18 protein-coding genes are annotated in these 19,546 nt (G+C 65.6%); 5 read left to right on the forward strand and 13 right to left on the reverse strand.

Annotated features, from left to right (window positions below; translation table 11 throughout):
- Window positions 1-299: 299 nt before the first annotated feature.
- The 5 genes from VFO25_02535 to VFO25_02555 are packed head-to-tail and all read right to left on the reverse strand — an operon-like array spanning window position 300 to window position 3,760.
- A complete protein-coding gene (locus VFO25_02535) occupies window positions 300-632 on the reverse strand; it encodes a DUF309 domain-containing protein (protein ID HET9341780.1) in 333 nt (110 codons plus the stop codon).
- Window positions 629-1,366 (reverse strand): ATP-binding cassette domain-containing protein, encoded by a 738-nt coding sequence (locus VFO25_02540; protein ID HET9341781.1) that lies wholly within the window; start codon window positions 1,364-1,366, stop codon window positions 629-631. Before VFO25_02540 ends, VFO25_02535 begins: the two co-directional genes overlap by 4 nt.
- Complete coding sequence (locus VFO25_02545) at window positions 1,363-2,085, reverse strand: ATP-binding cassette domain-containing protein (protein HET9341782.1); 723 nt, start codon at window positions 2,083-2,085, stop codon at window positions 1,363-1,365. Before VFO25_02545 ends, VFO25_02540 begins: the two co-directional genes overlap by 4 nt.
- Complete coding sequence (locus tag VFO25_02550; GenBank protein HET9341783.1) at window positions 2,082-2,879, reverse strand: hypothetical protein; 798 nt, start codon at window positions 2,877-2,879, stop codon at window positions 2,082-2,084. Before VFO25_02550 ends, VFO25_02545 begins: the two co-directional genes overlap by 4 nt.
- The gene (locus VFO25_02555; protein HET9341784.1) at window positions 2,879-3,760 is read right to left on the reverse strand and encodes a hypothetical protein; all 882 of its coding nucleotides are present in this window, start codon (window positions 3,758-3,760) and stop codon (window positions 2,879-2,881) included. Before VFO25_02555 ends, VFO25_02550 begins: the two co-directional genes overlap by 1 nt.
- Window positions 3,761-3,849: 89 nt before the next feature.
- Between VFO25_02555 and VFO25_02560 the strand changes: the two genes are divergently transcribed.
- Window positions 3,850-5,517, forward strand: a complete 1,668-nt coding sequence (locus tag VFO25_02560; GenBank protein ID HET9341785.1) for an AMP-binding protein — start codon at window positions 3,850-3,852, stop codon at window positions 5,515-5,517.
- Here the strand turns inward: VFO25_02560 and VFO25_02565 are convergent.
- A complete protein-coding gene (locus VFO25_02565; GenBank protein HET9341786.1) occupies window positions 5,514-6,821 on the reverse strand; it encodes a glutamate-1-semialdehyde 2,1-aminomutase in 1,308 nt (435 codons plus the stop codon). The two genes, VFO25_02560 and VFO25_02565, sit on opposite strands and share 4 nt — an antisense overlap.
- A gap of 51 nt (window positions 6,822-6,872) precedes the next feature.
- Between VFO25_02565 and VFO25_02570 the strand changes: the two genes are divergently transcribed.
- On the forward strand, window positions 6,873-7,400 hold the full coding sequence (locus tag VFO25_02570; GenBank protein ID HET9341787.1) for a carboxymuconolactone decarboxylase family protein: 528 nt from the start codon (window positions 6,873-6,875) through the stop codon (window positions 7,398-7,400).
- Here the strand turns inward: VFO25_02570 and VFO25_02575 are convergent.
- The 4 genes from VFO25_02575 to VFO25_02590 all read right to left on the reverse strand — a co-directional run bounded on the left by VFO25_02575 (window position 7,390) and on the right by VFO25_02590 (window position 12,591).
- The gene (locus tag VFO25_02575; GenBank protein HET9341788.1) at window positions 7,390-8,580 is read right to left on the reverse strand and encodes a site-2 protease family protein; all 1,191 of its coding nucleotides are present in this window, start codon (window positions 8,578-8,580) and stop codon (window positions 7,390-7,392) included. The genes VFO25_02570 and VFO25_02575 overlap by 11 nt on opposite strands.
- A 359-nt stretch (window positions 8,581-8,939) precedes the next feature.
- The gene (locus VFO25_02580) at window positions 8,940-10,568 is read right to left on the reverse strand and encodes a peptide ABC transporter substrate-binding protein (protein HET9341789.1); all 1,629 of its coding nucleotides are present in this window, start codon (window positions 10,566-10,568) and stop codon (window positions 8,940-8,942) included.
- Window positions 10,569-10,576: 8 nt separating this feature from the next.
- Window positions 10,577-12,202, reverse strand: a complete 1,626-nt coding sequence (locus VFO25_02585; protein ID HET9341790.1) for a peptide ABC transporter substrate-binding protein — start codon at window positions 12,200-12,202, stop codon at window positions 10,577-10,579.
- On the reverse strand, window positions 12,199-12,591 hold the full coding sequence (locus tag VFO25_02590; GenBank protein HET9341791.1) for a cupredoxin domain-containing protein: 393 nt from the start codon (window positions 12,589-12,591) through the stop codon (window positions 12,199-12,201). The genes VFO25_02585 and VFO25_02590 overlap by 4 nt, the downstream gene beginning before the upstream one ends.
- A 19-nt stretch (window positions 12,592-12,610) precedes the next feature.
- On the opposite strand from VFO25_02590, the gene VFO25_02595 reads away from it, so the two are divergent.
- On the forward strand, window positions 12,611-14,323 hold the full coding sequence (locus tag VFO25_02595; protein HET9341792.1) for an N-acetylmuramoyl-L-alanine amidase: 1,713 nt from the start codon (window positions 12,611-12,613) through the stop codon (window positions 14,321-14,323).
- A gap of 166 nt (window positions 14,324-14,489) precedes the next feature.
- Here VFO25_02595 and VFO25_02600 read toward each other — a convergent pair whose 3' ends face one another.
- Entirely contained in the window at window positions 14,490-15,923 is a 1,434-nt protein-coding gene (locus VFO25_02600; protein HET9341793.1) for a TolC family protein, read from the reverse strand.
- A 43-nt stretch (window positions 15,924-15,966) separates the two neighbouring features.
- Complete coding sequence (locus VFO25_02605) at window positions 15,967-17,238, reverse strand: efflux RND transporter periplasmic adaptor subunit (protein HET9341794.1); 1,272 nt, start codon at window positions 17,236-17,238, stop codon at window positions 15,967-15,969.
- 105 nt (window positions 17,239-17,343) lie between these two features.
- On the opposite strand from VFO25_02605, the gene VFO25_02610 reads away from it, so the two are divergent.
- The gene (locus VFO25_02610) at window positions 17,344-17,907 is read left to right on the forward strand and encodes a TlpA disulfide reductase family protein (protein HET9341795.1); all 564 of its coding nucleotides are present in this window, start codon (window positions 17,344-17,346) and stop codon (window positions 17,905-17,907) included.
- Between the two features lie 3 nt (window positions 17,908-17,910).
- Here VFO25_02610 and thyX read toward each other — a convergent pair whose 3' ends face one another.
- Entirely contained in the window at window positions 17,911-18,744 is an 834-nt protein-coding gene (thyX, locus tag VFO25_02615) for an FAD-dependent thymidylate synthase (GenBank protein ID HET9341796.1), read from the reverse strand.
- Between the two features lie 409 nt (window positions 18,745-19,153).
- Here thyX and VFO25_02620 point away from each other — a divergent pair.
- Window positions 19,154-19,546 (forward strand): copper amine oxidase N-terminal domain-containing protein (locus VFO25_02620; protein ID HET9341797.1); only part of this gene is annotated, 393 nt, incomplete at its 3' end.

Genomic DNA, 19,546 nt, shown 5'->3' on the forward strand with positions numbered 1-19,546 from the left:
ATGCAGGCTCTGCTCTTCCGAGCGGCCGCAGATACCGTCCGATCTACGCACGTGCCATCGGAAGGGGGCTCGATCTCCCTCGCAGGCTCGACGCCAAAGCGGTCGACGAAACTCCCCTCCCGTGCTGCCCTCAGCGTGAGGGAGGCATACGCCGGAAATACTCCGGCTCCGCTAACATACAAGCGGTCGAGCTTTAGCTCGACCGCCGCGGCCTTTCTTTTCTAAGTCGGGTCGGGATGGGCCAATCGCGAGGATGCGGCTTATGGTCCATCCCTGACCCGACCCTAGGAATCCAAGCGCTACAGGCGTGGACGTGATGCGATCAGGTCGGCGCCATTTGAGTCCGATAGTTCTTTGCGGACGCGGGAGGCGAAATCGATCAACGCCTTCGCTTCGATAGGTGTTGGATGGTTTGATTTTTGATTGAGGCGCGAGAGCGCGCGGTCGCACATCGTACGGGCGCCTTTGAGGTTGGAACGTTGGATATGGTAGAGGGCCGCCGCGAGTTGGATCAAGCCGCGCTGAAATTCGTCACGCGTGCGCATCCAAAGCCCTTCGAGCACTTCGTGCGCCTCGAAGAAGCGCGCATCGTTCCAGCACTCGATGAAGGCGTCGAATTCGGGCTCGTTCACGGGGCGGCCGCCCCCAAGTGCGCCGCTTCGACTTCCGGTTCGAACGCCATGACGCGCGAAACGCCTTCCTTGACGATCGCGCCCCGATCCATCGCGTACACGTAGTCGGAAATAGCGGTCGCCTTGCGCTCGTACTGCTCTGCGAGCAAGATCGGCAGCCCCTGGCCGCTCAGCTGCACGATGAGCGCGAACATCTCGGCGACCCCTTCGGGCGGCAACCCCGAAGTCGGCTCGTCGAGCAAGAGCATTCGCGGTTTCGCCATCAGCGCGCGGCCGAGCGCCAGCAGCGTCGATTCCCACGCCGAAAGCGCGTGAGCGAACGACGTCGCGCGCCGGCCGAGGTCGGGGAAGCGCTCGAGCGTCGCGGCGACGTCGCTCTTCACCGCGTAGCGATCGCGGCGTGCGAACGCGCCGAGCTGCAGGTTCTCGCGGACCGTGAGGCTCGCGATGAGGCCGCGATCCTGCGGCACGTAGACGAGCCCCCATCGTGCAACCCGTTCGGACCGCAGCACGTCCATCCGGCGGCCGCCGAACGTGACAATGCCTTTGGCGGGCAACAAGCGGGCGATCGCCTGCAGCGTCGCGCTCTTGCCCGAGCCGCTCGGACCGACGAGCGTTGCGATCGTGCCCGTGAAGACTCGAAGCTTGACGCCATGGACGACCTCGATCCCGCCGCGCATGACGCGCAAGTCGTCGACTTCGAGCATCGGGCTGATCGTGTCGAGCAGCGTCACTGGCTCCACTCCACGCCGAGGTATGCGTCGCGCACGTCGACGTCGCGTACGACTTCGTCGAACGTGCCGTGCGCGATCGTCTGGCCCGCGTGGAGGACGAGCACGCGGTCGCACAGACCCTCGCACATCGAGATGTCGCGATCCGAGATGACGATCGCACGTCGGCCCGACTCCGCGGCCGCACGCGCGAGCAGCGCGCGCACGAGCTCGAGCTCGGATCCGTCGAGGCACCGTAGCGGCTCGTCGAGCACGAGCGCCGGCGCGCTCGATGCGAGCGCGCGCGCAAGAGCGAGCCGGCGCCGTTCGCCGGCGGTGAGATCCCAACCGTACGCATCGCGATGCTCGAGCAGTCCGACCGACTCGAGAGCGGCTCGCGCGGAAGATGCCGCCGCTTCATCACTCTCAGCGCGAAGATGCGCGCCGGCGAGCACGTTTTCGAAGGCGGTCATGCGGCCGAAAAGCCGATCTTCCTGATACATTCGCGCAAGCCCGTGCCGTGCGACGAAATGCGGCGCAAGCCCGTCGGTGCGAATCCCTCCGAGCGAAACGGATCCAGACCCCAGTGGGTGGAGACCGGAAATCGCATCGAGGAGTGTCGACTTACCGGAGCCGCTCGGGCCGGCGACTCCGATGATCTCGCCTGCGCCGCACGATAGCGAAACGCGGTCGAGCGCTTTGACTCCTCCGAACGAGACGCCGATCTCTTTGACCTCGATCATCTGCGCGCCGCCCGCGAGAATATGGAAGCGATGCCGCCCGGCAGTACGATGGTCGCCGCGAGCAGCGCCACGGCATTCACAGCGGCTGCGTGTTCTTTCGTGAACGGCGCGACCGCGGCGATAGCGACCAGCACGGCGCCTACGAGCGGTCCGAAAGAGAAGTCGGCGCCGCCCAAGACGACCGCCGCGAAGGCGGCGACGTCGCCGTGCAGCCGGTATGCGGTGATGTCGAATCCGGGATAGAAGACGCTCAGGCTGCCCGCGACTCCCGCCAGCAGCGCGCCGAGAGTCACCGCCGTCACGCGCACTCGCATTGGATCGATGCCGATGCCTTGCGCTGCGCGTTCGTCCTGCCCGATCGCGGCCGCGGCGAGTCCGTTTCGGCTGCGCGCGTAGAACCATGCTGCGACTGCGGCGCCGGCAACGGCGATGACGACGAACACCGGCGAACCCGCAGATCGAAGCGCCGCTCCTGCGGGCGCACGCACTGACAGCTCGACGGCCCAAAGCGCAAGCGAAGCGATCGCGAAACCAGTCGGCGTCGCGCGCGCCGCGGCGAAACCGAATGCAGCGCCGCATGTGGCGGCGGCGAGCACGCCTGCCACGACCGCGACGAGATCGGCCGTGCCGCGAGCGACGAGCGCGGCCGTTGCGGCAGCAGCGATCGCGGCGAACGCGGCATTTCCGAGCATCACGCGACCGCAGCGGAATACGATCCAGACTCCGAGACCGATGAGGCCGACGATCCCGATGCGCCAGAGCGCCTCGATGAGCGGCGAAACCGCGTGCTGCATCAACGGTGATCCGTCTCGCGAAGCCGCGTCGCGGCGAGCAGGCCGCGCGGCAATAGCGCGATGGCAAGTACGAGCATCGTCGCCGCGATGGCATCGCTCGCATCGGCGGTCGGTGCGAGGACTTGAACGCTGGCGACGATGAACGCGCCGATGATCGTTGCCGGCAGCGACGACAGTCCGCCGAGAGCGACGGCCGCAAGTCCCGCGAGCGGTAGATCGAACGGCGTCGACCGCCCGGCGAAATAATCGGGCGCCGTCAACAGCGCGATCGCTGCGATCGCTCCGCACATCGACGCGAGAAGCGCGGTGCGCAGATGCATCGGCTCTGCGCCGACGCCGGCAGCCCGAGCCGCCTGAGTATTCGATCCGAGCGCGCGCAGCCCGAGCCCGTAGCGGCTCGTCCGGACGATCGCCACCACGATGAGGAGCGCGACGATGCTTGCGATCGTTCCCTCGATCGTCAGCTTCGGCACGCCGAAACCGCCGACGCGGAAGAAACCGGCGTGAAGCAAGTGCGTCGGCCGTTCCGGTTCGGACACAAGAGCGCCGAAAGCGGCGAGCGCCGCGAGACCGGCGATCAGCGGGCGAGCAGGCCCAAGCGGCCCCCCGCTGCGCGAACGTGCAGGCCGCAAGACGATCCGGTCGACGACGATTCCGGCGATCGCACCTGCGATGACGCCTCCGCCGGCCGCGATCCAGATCGGTTGATTTCGCGCCAATAACCACGAAACGGCGGCAGCGGCTGCCATCGCACTCACCGGGTGCGCGACGTTGAGCGTGCCTCCCGCGACGTACGTCAGCGCGTAACCTATGGCGAAGAGCGCGTAAATGCTCCCTCTGAATGCGATATCGATGAGCGATTGCGTCAGTGTGAACTCCAAGCACCCAAGGCGCCGATGCACTACGCCCCACCGGGCAAATGCCCTGCAGGACGCGATAGCGCGCCGCGCTTAAGTAGGGCTTCGAAACGATGCCCGACACCGAACTTGCGAGATTGCGGATCGGAGACATCCTCGACCGGCAAGTAGAACGCAACGGTGACCGCGATTGCGTCGCGTATCCGGCCCAAGAAGTCCGATTCACGTACAAGCAGTTCCGCGACCGCGTCGACGTCGTAGCGCGCGGGCTCATGGCGCTCGGCGTGCGCAAGGCCGAGCACGTCGCCATCATGGCGCCGAATATCCCGGAGTGGAGCCTCGTCCAGTTCGCCACAGCGCGCATCGGTGCGGTTCTCGTTCCGGTGAACACGCAGTATCGCGCGCGCGAGCTTGAAGCGGCGCTACGCCACAGCGAGACGACGACGCTGTTCCTCGCCCCGTCGGCCGACGCGCCCGATCCGTTCGCGACGCTCCGCGAAGTGCTGCCGGATCTCGACGAAGCGCCGGTCGGCCACGCACGCTTCGAAAAACTTCCTCGCCTCGGGCGCCTCATCTCGATCGGCAAACGCCGCCAACCGTCGATGCTCCGTTTCGACGATCTCTTCGATCTGGCGATCCAGTCGCATCCGCAGGACTACGGACGGCGAGGCGAGGCGCTCGACTCCTTCGACGTCATCATGCTGCTCTTCACGAGCGGCACGACCGACACGCCGAAAGGCGTCATGCTGACGCACCGCAACTGCGTCGTGACCGCGTGGAACATGGCGGAGCGGCTCGAGGTGACCCAAGACGAGCGCATCTGCGCGCCGGTCCCTTTTTACCACTGCATGTCGTCGATCGGAGCAAGCCTCGCCGGCGCGTTGCGCGGCGCGTGCGTCGTTCCCGTCGAGACGTTCAACCCGAGGACCGTGCTCGAGACGATCCAAGCCGAGCATTGCACGCTGCTTTCGGCGATGCCGTACATGCTCGCCGCGATGCTCGACGAGCCGAATCTCGGATCGTACGATCGCTCGTCGCTGCGCAAAGGGGTCACCGGCGCCACCCCCGTGCCCGTGCCGCTCGCGAAGTTAGCGACGGAGAAGCTCGGCATACCGGCGCTCACGATCGGCTACGGGCTCACCGAGGCGACCGCCGCGGTGACGCGTTCGGCCCCGAGCGATCCGCCGGAGAAGCGGCTCGGCACCGTCGGGCGCGCTTTGGCAAACGTGCAGCTCAAAGTCGTCGACCCAAACGACAAGCCGGTCGCATCCGGCATCGCCGGCGAGCTTTGCTGCCGCGGCCTCGGACTCATGAAGGGCTACTTCCGCGATCCCGAAGGTACGGCCGAGGCGATCGATCCCGAGGGCTGGCTGCATACAAAGGATCTCGCGACGATCGACGCCGAGGGCTACGTGAACATCGTCGGCCGGCTGCGCGACATGATCGTACGCGCGGGCGAGAAGATCTATCCGCGCGAGGTCGAGATCTTTCTCGCGGTGCACCCGAAGATCGCCGAGGTCCACGTCATCGGCGTGCCGCTGCGCGGCATCGGTGAAGACGTGTGCGCGTGCGTCGTGCTCAAAGGCGATGCGACGCTCGATGAGGCGGAAGTCCGCGAGTACTGCAAGGGGAATCTCCAGGATTCGAAGATCCCGACGCTCGTCATGACGGTGCGATCGTTCCCGCTGAGCGCCGGCGGCAAGATCCTCAAGCGCGAGCTGCGCAAATTGGCGATCGAGCGTTTCGGTCGCCAAGCTGACGCCGCGGAGACGACCGCCTAGCTCGATCCCGCTTGAAGGGAGTCTCGCATCGCCGCGATGGTCGCGTCGACGTCGCGATCGGTATGCGCGGCGGTCAGGAACATCACTTCCATCGGCGACGGCGCGAGGTACACGCCTTCGTCGAGCATCTTCCAATAGTAGCGCGCGTACGCGCCGCGATCTGCGGTCCGGGCTTCGTCGTAGTTCTCATGCGCGGCGCCAAGCCGGAACATGAAGTCGACGATCGAGCCGAGTTGGACGACCGGATAATCCAACCCAGCTGCGGCGATCGCGTCGCGCGCACCCGACGCGAGCCGACTGCCAAGCGCGTCAAGCCGGTCGTGCAGACCGCGATCGCGTTCGAGTCTGTCCAAGAACGCGTGCGCCGCCGCGACGCAGAGCGGATTGCCGGAGAAGGTGCCGCCTTGGAATACCGGCCCGTCGGGTGCGAGCCGCGCCATGACGTCTTCACGGCCGCCGAATGCCGCGATCGGAAGGCCGCCGCCGAGCGTCTTGCCGATGCACGTGAGATCGGGGCGGACGCCGTAGAGGTGTTGCGCGCCGCCGAGGCCGAGCCGAAAACCGGTGATGACCTCGTCGAAGACGAACAGCACGCCGGCGCGCGACGTCAACTCGCGCAGGGCTTGGAGATAACCGGGCGCCGGCAAGACGAGCCCCATGTTCGCGCACACGGGCTCGACGAAGAGCGCGGCGATCCGATCGCCCGACTCGGACAGGCAGCGCTCGACGGCGTCGACGTCGTTATAGGGAAGGATGAGGACGTTCGAGGCGGTCGCGCGAGTCACGCCCGCGTCGATGGAGGGCGCCGAATTGCTCGACGCCCCTGCCGAGAATATCATCTCGTCGGCATGTCCGTGGTAGTCGCCGGCAAACCGGACGATCGTCTCGCGACGCGTGTACGAGCGCGCGGCGCGCGCGGCGCTCATGCACGCTTCGGTGCCGGTCGAGACGAAACGCAGGCGCTCCATCGACGGCAGATGTTCGCGGATGCGCTCGGCGAGGCGCGTCTCTTCCGGATGCGTGACCCCGAAGACGGTGCCGCTTTCTGCCGCGGCCGCGATCGCGTCTCGGATCGCCGGATCACCATGTCCAAGCAGCACGGGCCCGTAGGCGCACAGGTAGTCGACGTACTCGCGACCCTCGACGTCGATGACTTTGCTGCCCCGCGCCGAAACGATGACGGGCGGCGGTGCGCCCATCGGCACGCCTGCTCGCACCGGCGAGTCGACGCCGCCGGCGAGCGATCGCTTCGCGCGCTCGAATTCGCCATGGCTCGCGTGGGCTGGTACGACGAAGGTCTCCACCGAAGTACTCCTCAAAACCACGGTCTCCGCGCTTAGCGAAGGATGCGAACCATGCCTCGTCTTCCCGCCATCGATCCGGCCTCGGCGCCGGAAGATAGCAAGCCCGTCCTCGAAGGCTTCTTCAAGGCGCGCGGCAACTACCCGAACATGTTCCGGACGCTGTCGATCCGGCCGGCGATCATGCGCACGGCGTCGGAACATATGCGAGCCGTCACGGGGCCGGGCACGGTGCCGCAGGCGCTCAAAGAGCTGTGCATCGTCCTGGTGTCGACGCTGAACTCGGCGCCCTACTGTCTCGCCTCGCATTCGGCGCTAGCACGCAAGCACGGCGTCGACGGTGCGATCATCGAGTCGATCCGCGACTGGCGCACTGACTCGCGCCTCGGATCCGCCGAGAAGGCCGCGCTCGCCGTCGCCGAATCGATCACGCGCGACCCGACGCACCTGCCCGAACCGCTTTGGAGAGACCTACGCGCGCACTTCGACGACGGTCAGATCGTCGAGATCGTGTGCTCGATCGGGCTCTTCAACTACTTCAACCGGGTGAACAACCTGCTCGAGATGGAGATCACGAAGTAGTATCGCGGGTCGGCGTCGCGAGCCGGCGCTGTGGCCCGAGCGCCTTGAGCCCGGCGCGTGCCGCGTCGCTGTTGCCGAGTTCTTCGACCATCTCGACGTAGCGATCGACGTCCTCTTTGCGGACCAGACCGATGTACGCGCCGTCTTCTTCGACGATCGCGGCGGCGAGCGGCGCCGTCGCGAGCACCGGCGGTAGGATCGCCGCTTCGACGAACGGATGAAGCCCCGGCAATTCATATGCTCGCGTCATGACGGACGCGACTTGCGTCGACGCCGCTTGATCGGCCGGAACGCTTGCGACCTGGACGTCGCTGATCGCGCCGGCGGCACGCTCGCCGAAAAGCACGGGCAGCGTGCGCGACAGCGCGCCTGCGCCGAAATACGCGGATGCCGAGGCCACCGAATCCGAGGTCTGCAATAGCGGCAGATCGCGCGCGCACAGATCGCGGACGGTCAAACCGTTGAGCGCGATCTTCAACAGCATGGCGCGGTAGTACGACTGCGCGAGCGTCGCGAGAAGCCAGCCCGTCGCGGCGACCCAGACGCCGGCCGCGACATCCGTCGCGACCATGAGCCATGCACCTAGCCCGACGATGATGTAAGCGATGATGCGGCCTGCGGAGGACGCTTGCTTCGTCGCCGACACGGCGTTGCCGCTGCGGTTCCAGAGGATGCCGCGCAGTACGCGCCCGCCGTCCATCGGGAAGCCGGGCAGCGCGTTGAACACCGCGAGCAAGGCGTTCGCGAGGCCGATATCGAGGATGAGCTCGCCGGCCGGCTTGCTCGACCTGATGACGCTCAGCCCGGCGGCGATGAAGAGCGTCGCAAGCGCGCCGCTTGCGAGCGGGCCCGCCGACCCGATCGCTATCTCATCGCGCGCGTCGAGGCCGCGGTCGTCGACGTGCGCGTTGCCGCCGAAGAGGTAGAGCGTCAGGACGTGCACCGGCTTGCCGCGTGCGCGCGCGACGAATGCGTGCGCGAACTCGTGGAACGCGACCGAGCCCGCGAGCAGCAAAGCGATGACCGCGCCGACGGCGAGCCGCTGCGGCAACGACGCGTCAGGCGTGACGTCCGGCTGTGGAAGGTAGAATAACGCGAATGCGAGCGCGATGCCCGCGAACGACAGCAGTGCCGACGTGTGCGCGCGGATCTCGATGCCTGCGATCTTCGCGATTCGCATGAGCGTTGGATTCGGCGGAACTCCGTCGGAGGCTTTCCGATGTGCGCTGGATGTAGTAGGCCGAGCGAAGCTCGGCAGCCGACCTTCGGTCGGCCTACTACATTTAGGCACCACATTTAGGCCTACTACATTAAGTCGCGATAGTCGGTCGGTGTGGCGGTGGTCACAACGCTGCGGGTAACGAGCGCGTCGCACGTCTCGTCAAATCATCAGGAGGGGGCCGCTCACGCTTCCCTCCGGCCTGACACCCGGCGCTACATAGCCCTTCCCCGCCGGTTGTCGCGGCTCTTCTCCCGAGCCGCGCGCGCGGCCGTCTCTTTCGCCGGAGACGGCCGCCTGTCTTTAGACCCTGACCGGTCTTATTCCATCGACCACTGCCACGAGTTCCATGTCGCCGATTCTGCCGGCGACGGGATGAAGTTGTGGAAGTGCGAGTTGAAAATGTCGATGCGCTGCTCGGCGAACAGTATGACGGTCGGCGCCTGGCTGACGATCTCTTCTTGGATCGCCCAATAGTCGCGCTTGCGCCGTTCTTGATCGAAGTTCGTCAGCGCATCGTGCTCGAGCGCGTCGACCTTCGGATCGCGCCACCAGAGGCTGTTCTGTCCGACCGGTGGGATCTGCGATGACAGGTAGAGCGACGAGTCGTCAGGATCGACGCCGTTGATCCAGCCGAAGTACGCCATCTGGAACTTGTGCGTGTTCAAGATGCCGCCGTTGCCGGCAGCCGCGAAGAAGGTCGCCGACGTGAACCCCTTTTGGGTCACGCTGATGCCCACGGCTTTGAGCTCCTGCGAGAGCAGCGCGCCGATGGCCGGGGCGATCGCCTGGCCCGTGACGTACGAGAACTGCAGCTCGAGCCGCTGGCCGTTCTTCGTGCGGATGCCGTCGGGCCCGACCTTCCACCCCGCTTCGTCGAGCAGCGTGCGGGCCTCCGGCTGGTTCTGCTTCGTCGACGGCAGATTCGGATCGTATGCCCAGCTGAACTTGGGCTGATCGCTGTTCGACGGCAAGTAGACGTCGTGGGCCGCGTCGTGGATCATCCGGCTGCGGTCGATGGCGTCCGCTATCGCGCGGCGCACGCGCACGTCGCTGAGGATCGGGTCGTCGTTGTAGAAGTCGATGTGACCGAAGATGCTGTAGGGCGACACGAGAATCGTATGACCAGGCATATCCTTCAGCTGCGGATAGAGGCCTGGATCGGCACGGAACCACGCGTCCGTTTCGCCCGTCTTCAGCTGCGTCATGATCGTCGTGTTGTCGGATATCCATTTGTAGATGATCTGATGGAGCTTCGGAGCGCCGCGCCAGTAGTTCGGATTCGCGGTCAACGTGATGTGGTCGCCGTGCACCCAGTCGGACACGATGAATGGTCCGGCTCCGACCGGTTTCGCGTTGAACGGCACTTTGTTCATGTCGTCGAACTTGCTCAGGATGTGCGCGGGGAGGATCGGACCGCCGCCCTGGACGCCCATGAAATAGGCGACGATCGGCGCGAAGCGCTCCCTCATGTGGACGACGACGGTGTAGTCGTCCGGCGCGTCGATGCTCACGATCTTGTCGTAGCCCGTCCGCACCTGCACGTTCGACTTCTCGTTCATGATCGCGTGCCACGTGAAGATGATGTCTTTGGCGGTGAGCGGCACGCCGTCTTGCCACTTGACGCCCTTGCGCAGATGGTAGGTGAGCGTCAATCCGTCTTTGCTGATACCGCCGTTCGCCAACGTCGGAACGACGGTCGCGACTTCCGGCACGAACTGCCCGTGGTTGTCGATGTTGTAGAAATACGACCCCCAGAGCAAGCTCAGGTCGATGCTCGTGATGACGGTCGATATGTACGGATTGAGCGTGTCGGGCTCTTCTATGTCGGCGATGCGCAGCGTGCCGGGTATGAAGGCCACGCCGCCTCCGCCCGACGTCGTCGCCGACGGATTGCTCGAGCAGCCCGCGATGAGCGCCGCGATCGCGGCCGCAAGAATGCTACGCATGTGAAGTCTCATATCGACCACTCCCACGAGTTCCAGTTGTTCGACGTCGACGGCGCGGGCACGAAGCCGCGCATGTCCGCCGGCGTCACGGATGCTTGACGTTCGAAGTAGAGCACGATCGTCGCCGCCTGCGACGCGAGTTCGTTCTGGGTGACCGCGTAATAACGCTTTCGCACGGTTCGATCGTACGTCGACAACGCTCCGCGCTCCGCTGCATCGAGCTTGTCATCGCACCAGTACAGGTCGTTCTGCCCCTTCGGCGGGATCTGATCGCACATGTACTCGGCCGAATCGTCCGGATCGGCGCCCGCCGTCCACGAGAACAGCGCCGCGTCGTATTTGCCGGCGAACACGACCCCTCCGGCTCCGAACGGCGCGAGCAGTTGATCGCTCGGGTAGTCCTTGATCGTCGTCTCGATGCCGACGCCGCGCAGCTCCTGCTGCAGCAGCGTCTCGATAGCCTGCGCGGTCGGCGAATCCGACGCCGTCGAAAGCGTGAATGCGAGCGTCTGCCGGCCTTTGCGCAGCGTATTTCCCGGCGCCGTCTCCCAGCCCGCCGAACGCAGGACCGCGCGGGCGCGAGCCGGGTCCGGCTTCGGCTGCTTTCCTTTATCGTACGCCCACGAGAGCGGCGAGATGTCCGCCCATGCGGCGTCGGCGCCTGCACCGGGGACTTTCGCGGCGAGAGCGTCGCGATCGATGGCGAGCGAGATCGCCTTACGGACGCGCGCATCGTCGAGCGTCCGGTTCTCTTGGTTGAGGTCGAGGTGCGTGTACGAAAGCGTGGGCGCGGACTCGACGTGGAATCCGCGGAGGTCCTCCAGCCTGTCGTAGAGCGAGGCCGGCGCTCGCAACCACCCGTCGGCGTTGCCGTCGTTCAGGATCGACACCGCGGCGTCGTTAGAAGGTGCCTCGAAGTATTCGATGCCGTCGAGCTTCGGACGCCCTCGCCAATACGTCGCGTTCGCCACAAGCTCGATGCTCTCGCCGCGCTTCCATCGGACGAGCCGGAAAGGCCCCGTTCCGATCGGATGATCGAACGGCGCGCGCGTGATATCCGAGTACCTCTCGAGCACGTGCGCCGGTAGCACCGGGTAGAGCCCGCTCTCACAGAAGTACGTCGCTATCGCCGGTGCGTAAAGCTTTTTGAGGTGAAAGCGTACCTCGTAGTCGCCGACCGCCTCGACGTTCGTTATGTCATCCCACCCGCTCGGCGACGAGATCGCGTTCTTCGATTTCACTATCGCGTTCGCGGTGAACACGACGTCGCGCGCGGTGAACGGCGTGCCGTCTTGCCATTTCACGCCCTTGCGCAAGTGATACGTCAGCGTCAAGCCGTCCGCGCTGACGCCGCCGTTCTCTCGCGACGGCACTTCCGTCGCGAGATCCGGCACGTAGCGCATCTTGTCGTCGAGCTCGAAGAAATAGCCGTAGACGAGCAGATCGACATCGGTGCCGAGCGCTTGCGACCGCAAGAGCGGATTCAAGCCGTCGATATCCCCGACCGTGACGAGGCGCAGGACATTCGCGGGCGCGGTGGTCGTCGACGACCCGCTGCTTGACGGCGCGCGCGACGAACAGCCCGCGGCAGCCGCCAATGCTGCCGCCAGCAGCGCGAGGAGCGAAAGCTTCAATAGCCCGTCTGTGCGGGAACGGTCACGGTCAGCGTGCCGTTCATGTCGGGGTGGATGAGGCAGTGATAGGTATACGTGCCCGCGACCGATGCGACCCACGACCAGCGGCCGCCGTTCGGCGGTATCGGACCGGAATCGAAGACGCCGGGCTCCGTGACCGTGTGACCGACCGCGTCGTTATTCACCCACGTCACGATCGTACCCATCGGCACTGAGAACTTGCTCGGGTTGAAACTTCGGGAACCGCTGTCAGCCGTGATGAAGACGGTCATCTGGCCGTCGGTGGGTCCGGGGTGCTGCTGGCACGATGCGCAGGCGGCGGCGGTCGCTAGGAGAATCGCCGCGATGGCCGCGCTTCGAATCGTCACGATGCGGCCGAAGAGCTGCATGAAAATGCCTTCTTGTGGGTTGAGTTCATTCCCTCCGCGCGCGGCGCGTGGCGTACGCGGCGTCGTCTGCGTGCTCGTCTTCGCCGGCGCGATGTGCGCGAGCGCACCCTCATCCGCATCGGCGTCACCTGCCGAGATCGTCGTGCGTTATCCCGCGCCAGGTCAGGAGATCGGTGCATTCGACAAGTCGTTCGCGATAGGCAGCGCACCGCCAGGATCCGTCGTCACGGTCAACGGCATTCGCGCGATCACCGCGCCCGATGGCGGATGGAGCGCATTCGTGCCGCTGCATCCGGGCCGCTTCGTTTTCCGCGTCCGTGCGAGCAACGGTACATGGTCGTCAGAAGTCGATCGGTCTGTCGTCGTCGACGACGGAACGATCGCACCGTTCCCATCCACGACGACGATCGTCCAGCCCGGCGAGTCTATCCGGCTCGCGATCAGCGCGCCCGACGGCGCCGACGTCACCGCGGATGGACCAGGTTTCGCGAACGTGACCCTCGAGCCCGATGCGAGCGCCGGCACGCGTGCGTACGTCGCCGACGTGCGCGTCGGCTTGCGGACGGCGGGGCCGGCGCACGTCGTCTATCACATCGCCATCGCGATCGACGGATCGGATGTCGTGTCGGCGGGAACGCTTACGATCGCGTCGAGCCGCGTGGTTTATGTCGGCGAGGTCATCCCGTACTCGCCCGATCCTGAATCGGGCTACCGGCCATATGCGATGCTCTCGCCATCGCTCTACGCCGACACCGACATCGTGGTGCCCGTGCATACGCAGTTGGCTGTGACGGGCCGTTTCGGCAACTACGTTCGCGTCGCGGCCCCTGGCTTGCCGGCTCATTTCGTCGATCGTCGGTCGCTCGTCGCGCTTCCCGACGCGACGTCCGTGCCGGTCGCCGCGATCACGTCGGTCCAGCGATCGGAGGATCTTCGCGCGACGACGATCGTCATGCATTTGCAAGGCGCGCGTCCAGCATTTCGCGTGGTCGAGGAAGACGGCGCGAAAGGACGCATCGACCTTTTCGGCGCCTCACCACGCAGTTTTTCGTTCCGTTTGCCGCAGCACGCTTTTTGGGGCTACACCTCGCGGTGGTCGGGCGACGACCTTATCCTGACATTCCGCAAGCCGCCTCCGTTCGCAGAGCCGCCGCACGCGGCGTTGCGCGGTCTTCGCATCGTCGTCGATCCGGGTCACTCGCCGGACTCCGGAGCGGTCGGGCCGATCGGAACGGTCGAGCGAGACATCAACCTCGACGTGGCGTCTCGCCTCGCCGCGCGGCTGCGGGCGCTTGGCGCGGACGTGACGATGACGCGGACGACGGACGCGCCCGTGATCTTGTACGACCGGCCTGCGCTCGCCGAGCGACTCGATGCGGACGTCCTCATCAGCGTCCATCAGAACGCTCCGCCCGATGGCACCGATCCGTCAAAAGAACACGGCTACTCCGTGTACTACTTCCAGCCCCACAGTCTGGCGCTTGCGGAGTCGATCCACCAAGCGTACCACGACGAGATCGGCATCCCGGATGAAGGACTGCACTCAGGCGATCTCGCGCTCGTGCGTCCATCGGCGATGCCGGCAGTGCTGACGGAGTCGGCGTTCATCACGTGGCCCTGGGAAGAGATGATGTTGCGCGATGCATCGTTCCGCGAGAAGCTCGCGAAAGCGATGGCGGGCGGCATGGAACGCTGGGCCGAACGGATGCGCGACCTCGAATCCCGCAGATAGGCGATGTAGCGGTCGACGTTTACGTCGACCGGAGACGACCTTGCAATCGTCAGACCGCGGCGGTCGAGATGAATCTCGACCGCTCCCATTTTTCCGTCGCTATGAAAGACCGTAGCGGTCGAGCTAAAGCTCGACCGCTACGATTTCGCGCGCGAGGTCGCGGCGGTTATTGGCCGAGCGTGCCTTCCGAGATGAGCAACTGCTGCCAGGCCGTCTTGTAGGTGTAGAGCGCGTTGACTTGATCACCTTCCGCTTTCGCGAGGGCCACCTGCGCGTTGAGCAGCAAGGGCAGCGTCGTCACGCCGGCTTTGTATTGCGCGTTCGTCACGTCGAGGACAGTCCTCGCCTGCGAATACTCGGCGTCTGCCGCAGTCAACCCGGCTTGGGCGGTCTCCACGCCGAGGTACGCTTGCTGGACGTTAAGGCTCACGAGCAGTTGCGTCGTCTTCAGGTTCGCGTTCGCTTGATCGAGCGCGCCTTGCGCTTGCGCCGTCTCGCCTCGGGTCAACCCGCCATCGAAGATCGGCACCGACAACTGCAAACCGATGGACCAGCTGGGGGCGTACACGCCCGAGGTCGTCGACGAAATCGTCGGCGGACCGGAGCCACTGGTGTTCGGCTGGTCCGTCGTCTGTTTGCTCGAGTTGGTGTTCGTCGAACCGCTCCCCGATATGGACGGGAAGAGGCCGAGTCGCGCCGAGCGCAGCGAGGCCGCGGCTCCATTGGCGCTCGATTGCGCGGCAAGTAGGTCTGGCCGGTCGCGATTCGCGATCGCGAGGACGTCTGCGAGGGCCGAAAGAGGCACGGGCGAGGCCGGTTCGTCGGAAATCGTCACCGGGGTCTGCGCCGGCAAGCCCATCGTATCGAGCATGAGAGCGAGCTGCGTCTGCTCTCCGTTGGCGGCCTGCGCCACGGCGAGCTCCGCTTGCGCGACCGGCAGTTGTGCGGTGAGCACGTCGGCCTTCGAGGCGACGCCCGCTTTGAATTGCGCTTGCACGAGCTTTAGCTGCACCTGCGCGAGATTCAAGCTGTCGCGCGCGACTTGCAGCTGATGACGCGCTTGAAGCGCGGCGTAATACGAAGAGGCGACGTTGAATTCGACGGACTGCATCTGCCGTTCGAGATCGTAGCGTGCTGCGTCGGAGCTGAACTTCGCCGCCGACACCGCTTCATGGATGCGGCCGCCGTCGATGAGCAGCTGACGCAGCGTGAGCGCCGCGCTCTTCGTGGTGGTCAGCGTCGTGGTCGATTGAGTCACGAAGCCGCCGAAGTTGCCCGGCGGGCTTATCGACTTCGCGCGCCCCGTGCTGGCCGAACCAGAGATGTTGGGCAGTTCGCCCGCACGCGCGGTGCCGACCGAGCCGAGCGAGGACTCGAGTTGGCCGCGCGCAAGCGCGAGAACCGGAGACGACGCGAGCGCGATGGTCTCCGCCTGCGACAGGTTGATCGACATCGGGATTTGCGTCGAGGGCTGCGTCGACGACATCGCGGGAGCGGACATCGAAGACGGTGAGGGTGACGGCGTGGGCGCCGCTAGCGCCGCGCGAGCTGCCGTAAGGACGAGAAAAGCGGCCGCTGCGGCCGCGAAGCGCGGGGTCATAGGGTCTCCTTGCGTCGAGCGCGGCGGCGTCGCCGCGACCAGTTCAATTGGACGCGACCACCTTGACGGGTGACCCGTCGGCGAGCGCGTCCGGCCGTTGTGTGATGACGAGCGTGCCGGCCGCGATCCCGGCGCCGCTTATCTGCGCCGAATCTTGCGCCTGCAGGCCGACCGTCACCGGGCGCACCTTCGCCTTGCCGTTGTCGACGACGTACACGACGCTGCCGTTGTCGGTCGAGGCGATCGCGCCGCGCGGCACGATGAGCACGCCGCTCTCATGCGCGGCGATGAAGGTCACGTTGGCGACCATCCCAGCTTTTAGGGCGGTGTCGGTGTTCGGCAGCGAGATGCGAGCGAGATACGTGAGCGTTCCCTGTCCGGCTGCCGCGTTGAGGTTGCCGACGTCGCCGTGCCACACGCGGCCCGACAGCGCATCGACGCTGACGGTCGCCTGGCTTCCGGCACGGACATATTGAAGATCGCCGTCGGGGATGCCGACGTTCACGTATGCCGGATCGAGCTGCGAGACTTGGACGAGCGGCGTGCCCGGCGACGCGAGCGACCCGGGATCGACGTTGCGTTGCGTGACGATTCCATCGAAGGGCGCGCGAACGGCCGCCTGCGCGATCTGCGCCTCAACGGTCTGGACCGCCGCCGCATCCGCCGAAACGGCGGCCTGCATACTTGCGATGTCGGCTTGCGCTGCGCTCGACGGCCCCGTCGACATGCTAGCGTTTTGGGCGGCGACCTGCGCCGAGCGCAGGGCTGAAGCGGCGGCCGCAAGAGCGCTTCGCGACTGGTCGATCGCCTGCTGCGAGATATAGCCTTGGCGGAAGAGCGACTCGTTGCGCTGGTCGTTTGCTGCGGCCGCATCGTACGCGACTTGCGCTGATTGCAGCGAGCTCGACGTCGTCATCGCGGTGCCGCGATTCACAGCGCCTTCCTCGCGTAAGCGTGCTTGCGCCTCCGCGAGGGTCGCTTCATCTTGCGACAGCTGCGCCTGCAGCGTCGAATCGTCGATCTGCACGAGCACTTGGCCCGCCCCCACGTGGTCGCCGATCTGGACGTTGACGTCGCGTACCGTGCCGGATATGACGCTCGCGAGATTTCCCTGCCGCGCCGGCACAACCGTGCCGGTGAGCGCGAACGTCGAAACGAGCGTGCCGATCTTCGCCGGTTGCGCCGTGACGGGTAGCGGCTGCGCCCCGCTTTGGGCGGCCGCGTTCTTGTTCGCGCAACCTGCGGCGGCCACGATCGCGGCGACGCATGCGAGAGTTGCTATGCTATTGAAGGGCGTTTTAAAAGAAATCGTCATGCCTTGCGTTACTCGGTTTGGCCTTGATATGTTCCAAAAGGGCGCGTGGCCTGCCCCGCTTGCATCGGCGGGACGGCCTAGCCGAACCACAGAACGTTCGGCGTCATGAACGCGACGTCCCCGGCGGTCCGTGCGGCGATTTGGGCGTTTGTCATCCTCTTGATAGGGGCTGTCATCGGGGCGCTCATCTTCAAGCATGGAATGGCGACCGTGGCGGCGGTCCGATCGCCGCAATCGAGCGGAAAAGTCATGGTCGGCGGCGCGTTGCCGGACCTCGCTCTCAGCAGCCTCACAGGTTCGCCCGTCAGCCTGCGCACGTACACCGGTCGCCCCGTATGGGTGAACTTCTTCGCGACCTGGTGCGTGCCGTGCAAAGCGGAGCTGCCGCAGATCGAGCAACGCTACAAGGATAAGAAAGCCGGCGGCCTTGTCGTCTTCGGCGTCGATCAGCAAGAACAGGCGGTCGCGGTCAAGTCGTTCACCGCGCATTTCGGCGTCACGTATCCGATCGCCATCGACACCGGAGCCGCCGCGCTCGCGTTCAACATCCATACGATCCCGCTGTCGGTCTTCGTCGACTCGAGCGGGATCGTCAGATATATCAGCATCGGACAGATGCAGCCGGCAGAGATGGATGAAGCGCTGAAGACGATCCTGCCCGGCGGCTAAGCGCTAAGACTCGTCGCGGATCTGCGCGGCGCCGGGCGCATCGGATGCCTCAGCGCTCTTGCCGTTGGCTCCATTGGACGCGGCCTTGCCTTGTGACGCGAGCCAATCTGCCGCCGACTTCGCGCTTGCCATCTGCGCTCGCACGACGGCGACGTAGCGCGGACAGTTCGGACCATCGGGCTCGTTGCAATACCCGCGGACGCACGTCGCGCCGGCGTCTTTGAACAACACCGGATCCAGCTTCTTGAGGATGCGCAACACCTGGAACGACATCTCGCGGATCTCCCACTGCGCCATGTTGCATGTCCGCAACGTCAGGAACTCGTACCAGGCGCGCGCGTTGCCGGAAACCACGAGCTGGCTGGCAGCCGCGTTGGGCAGCACGAAGCGCGCGTCTTCGCTCGGCACGCCGGCGGCGAGCATCTCGTCGTACGCCCGGCCGATATCGGTCATCAATCGGTCGAAGCGCTCGGAGAGCTGCGGCAGCGACGCGATCCTCTTCGGTTTGACGAACGGGAAGTCGGCGTTCTTGAAAGCGAGATAGCGTTGGCTTTGCTGATCGAATTGGAGATGGCGATGCCGGACGAGCTGATGCGTCGCGGCGCGCGACATGCCGGTGATGCCGAAGACGTAGATGTTGTGCTCGAGCGTCGAGTGGTGACCCGCGGCGCGCACGCGATCGACGGTGCGCACCATGTCCTCGGGCTTCGACTTCCAACGTTCGACGATCGCATCCGGTGCGTTCGCCGAATAGCACGTGCGAGCAGCGGTCGCGGTCATCGCGGTCGCTTGCGGCGACTTTTCCAACAGAACGACACGCACGCTCGTCTCCGCCATGACGAGGCTTTTCGCGACGCTCGTCATCGAGCCCGCCCGCGGCGAATCTCGCGGTCGGCGCCGGCTTGAGTTACGGGCATTTCAGGCGCTCTGGGCCAGAAGGGTAAACCAAGCTGTCTACGAACATCCCGCTCAGTGGCCCAGCATGAAGAGGCGGTCGAGGCCCCTATGCGGTCCGGCGCCCGTCGTCTGACGAAGTTCGGCGCACCATCTCAAGGTTTTCGTCGCGGTCTTCCAATTCCGGTGTTCGCCGAAATCGCTGGTCCGTGGGTCACCGTCGCACCAGGGGGAGTGGCGTTTGCTCAAGATCGCGCGACAGGCTCTTCACACCGGCTCGGTCGACAGTCGCGCGGCTCGCAAAGCCCTTGAGACACCTAGCGCTCCACGCATGTACCTAGGAGGGTATGCTTTGAGAAAATTCCAGATCGCGATGCTCGCGGCGGCCGTTGCGGCCATCGTCGGTATCGCCCCAAGCTACGCGTACGGCAGCACCGGAACGGCAACATCGGCAACGTCCGGCACGCAAGTCGCGGATGCCATGGCGAACTTCGGCTCCCCGCCTTCGGGTGAGGTGCCTATCCTCTTCAACGATCACCACGTGTACGCGAATCCGGATACGCTCCGTCAAGGACGCGTCCTCGGCGCGATCGTCTCGCATGGCACGCTGCTCGTGCCGCTGCGCAGCATGTTCGAGCAGATGGGCGCCACCGTGTCGTACGATGCGGCGAGCAAGTCCGTCACGGCGCAAAAAGAAGGCGCGCAAGTCCAGGTGACCCTCGGCAAGAACGAGGTCATCATCAAC

This window comes from Candidatus Eremiobacteraceae bacterium (assembly GCA_035710745.1).
Classification (GTDB): domain Bacteria; phylum Vulcanimicrobiota; class Vulcanimicrobiia; order Eremiobacterales; family Eremiobacteraceae; genus JANWLL01.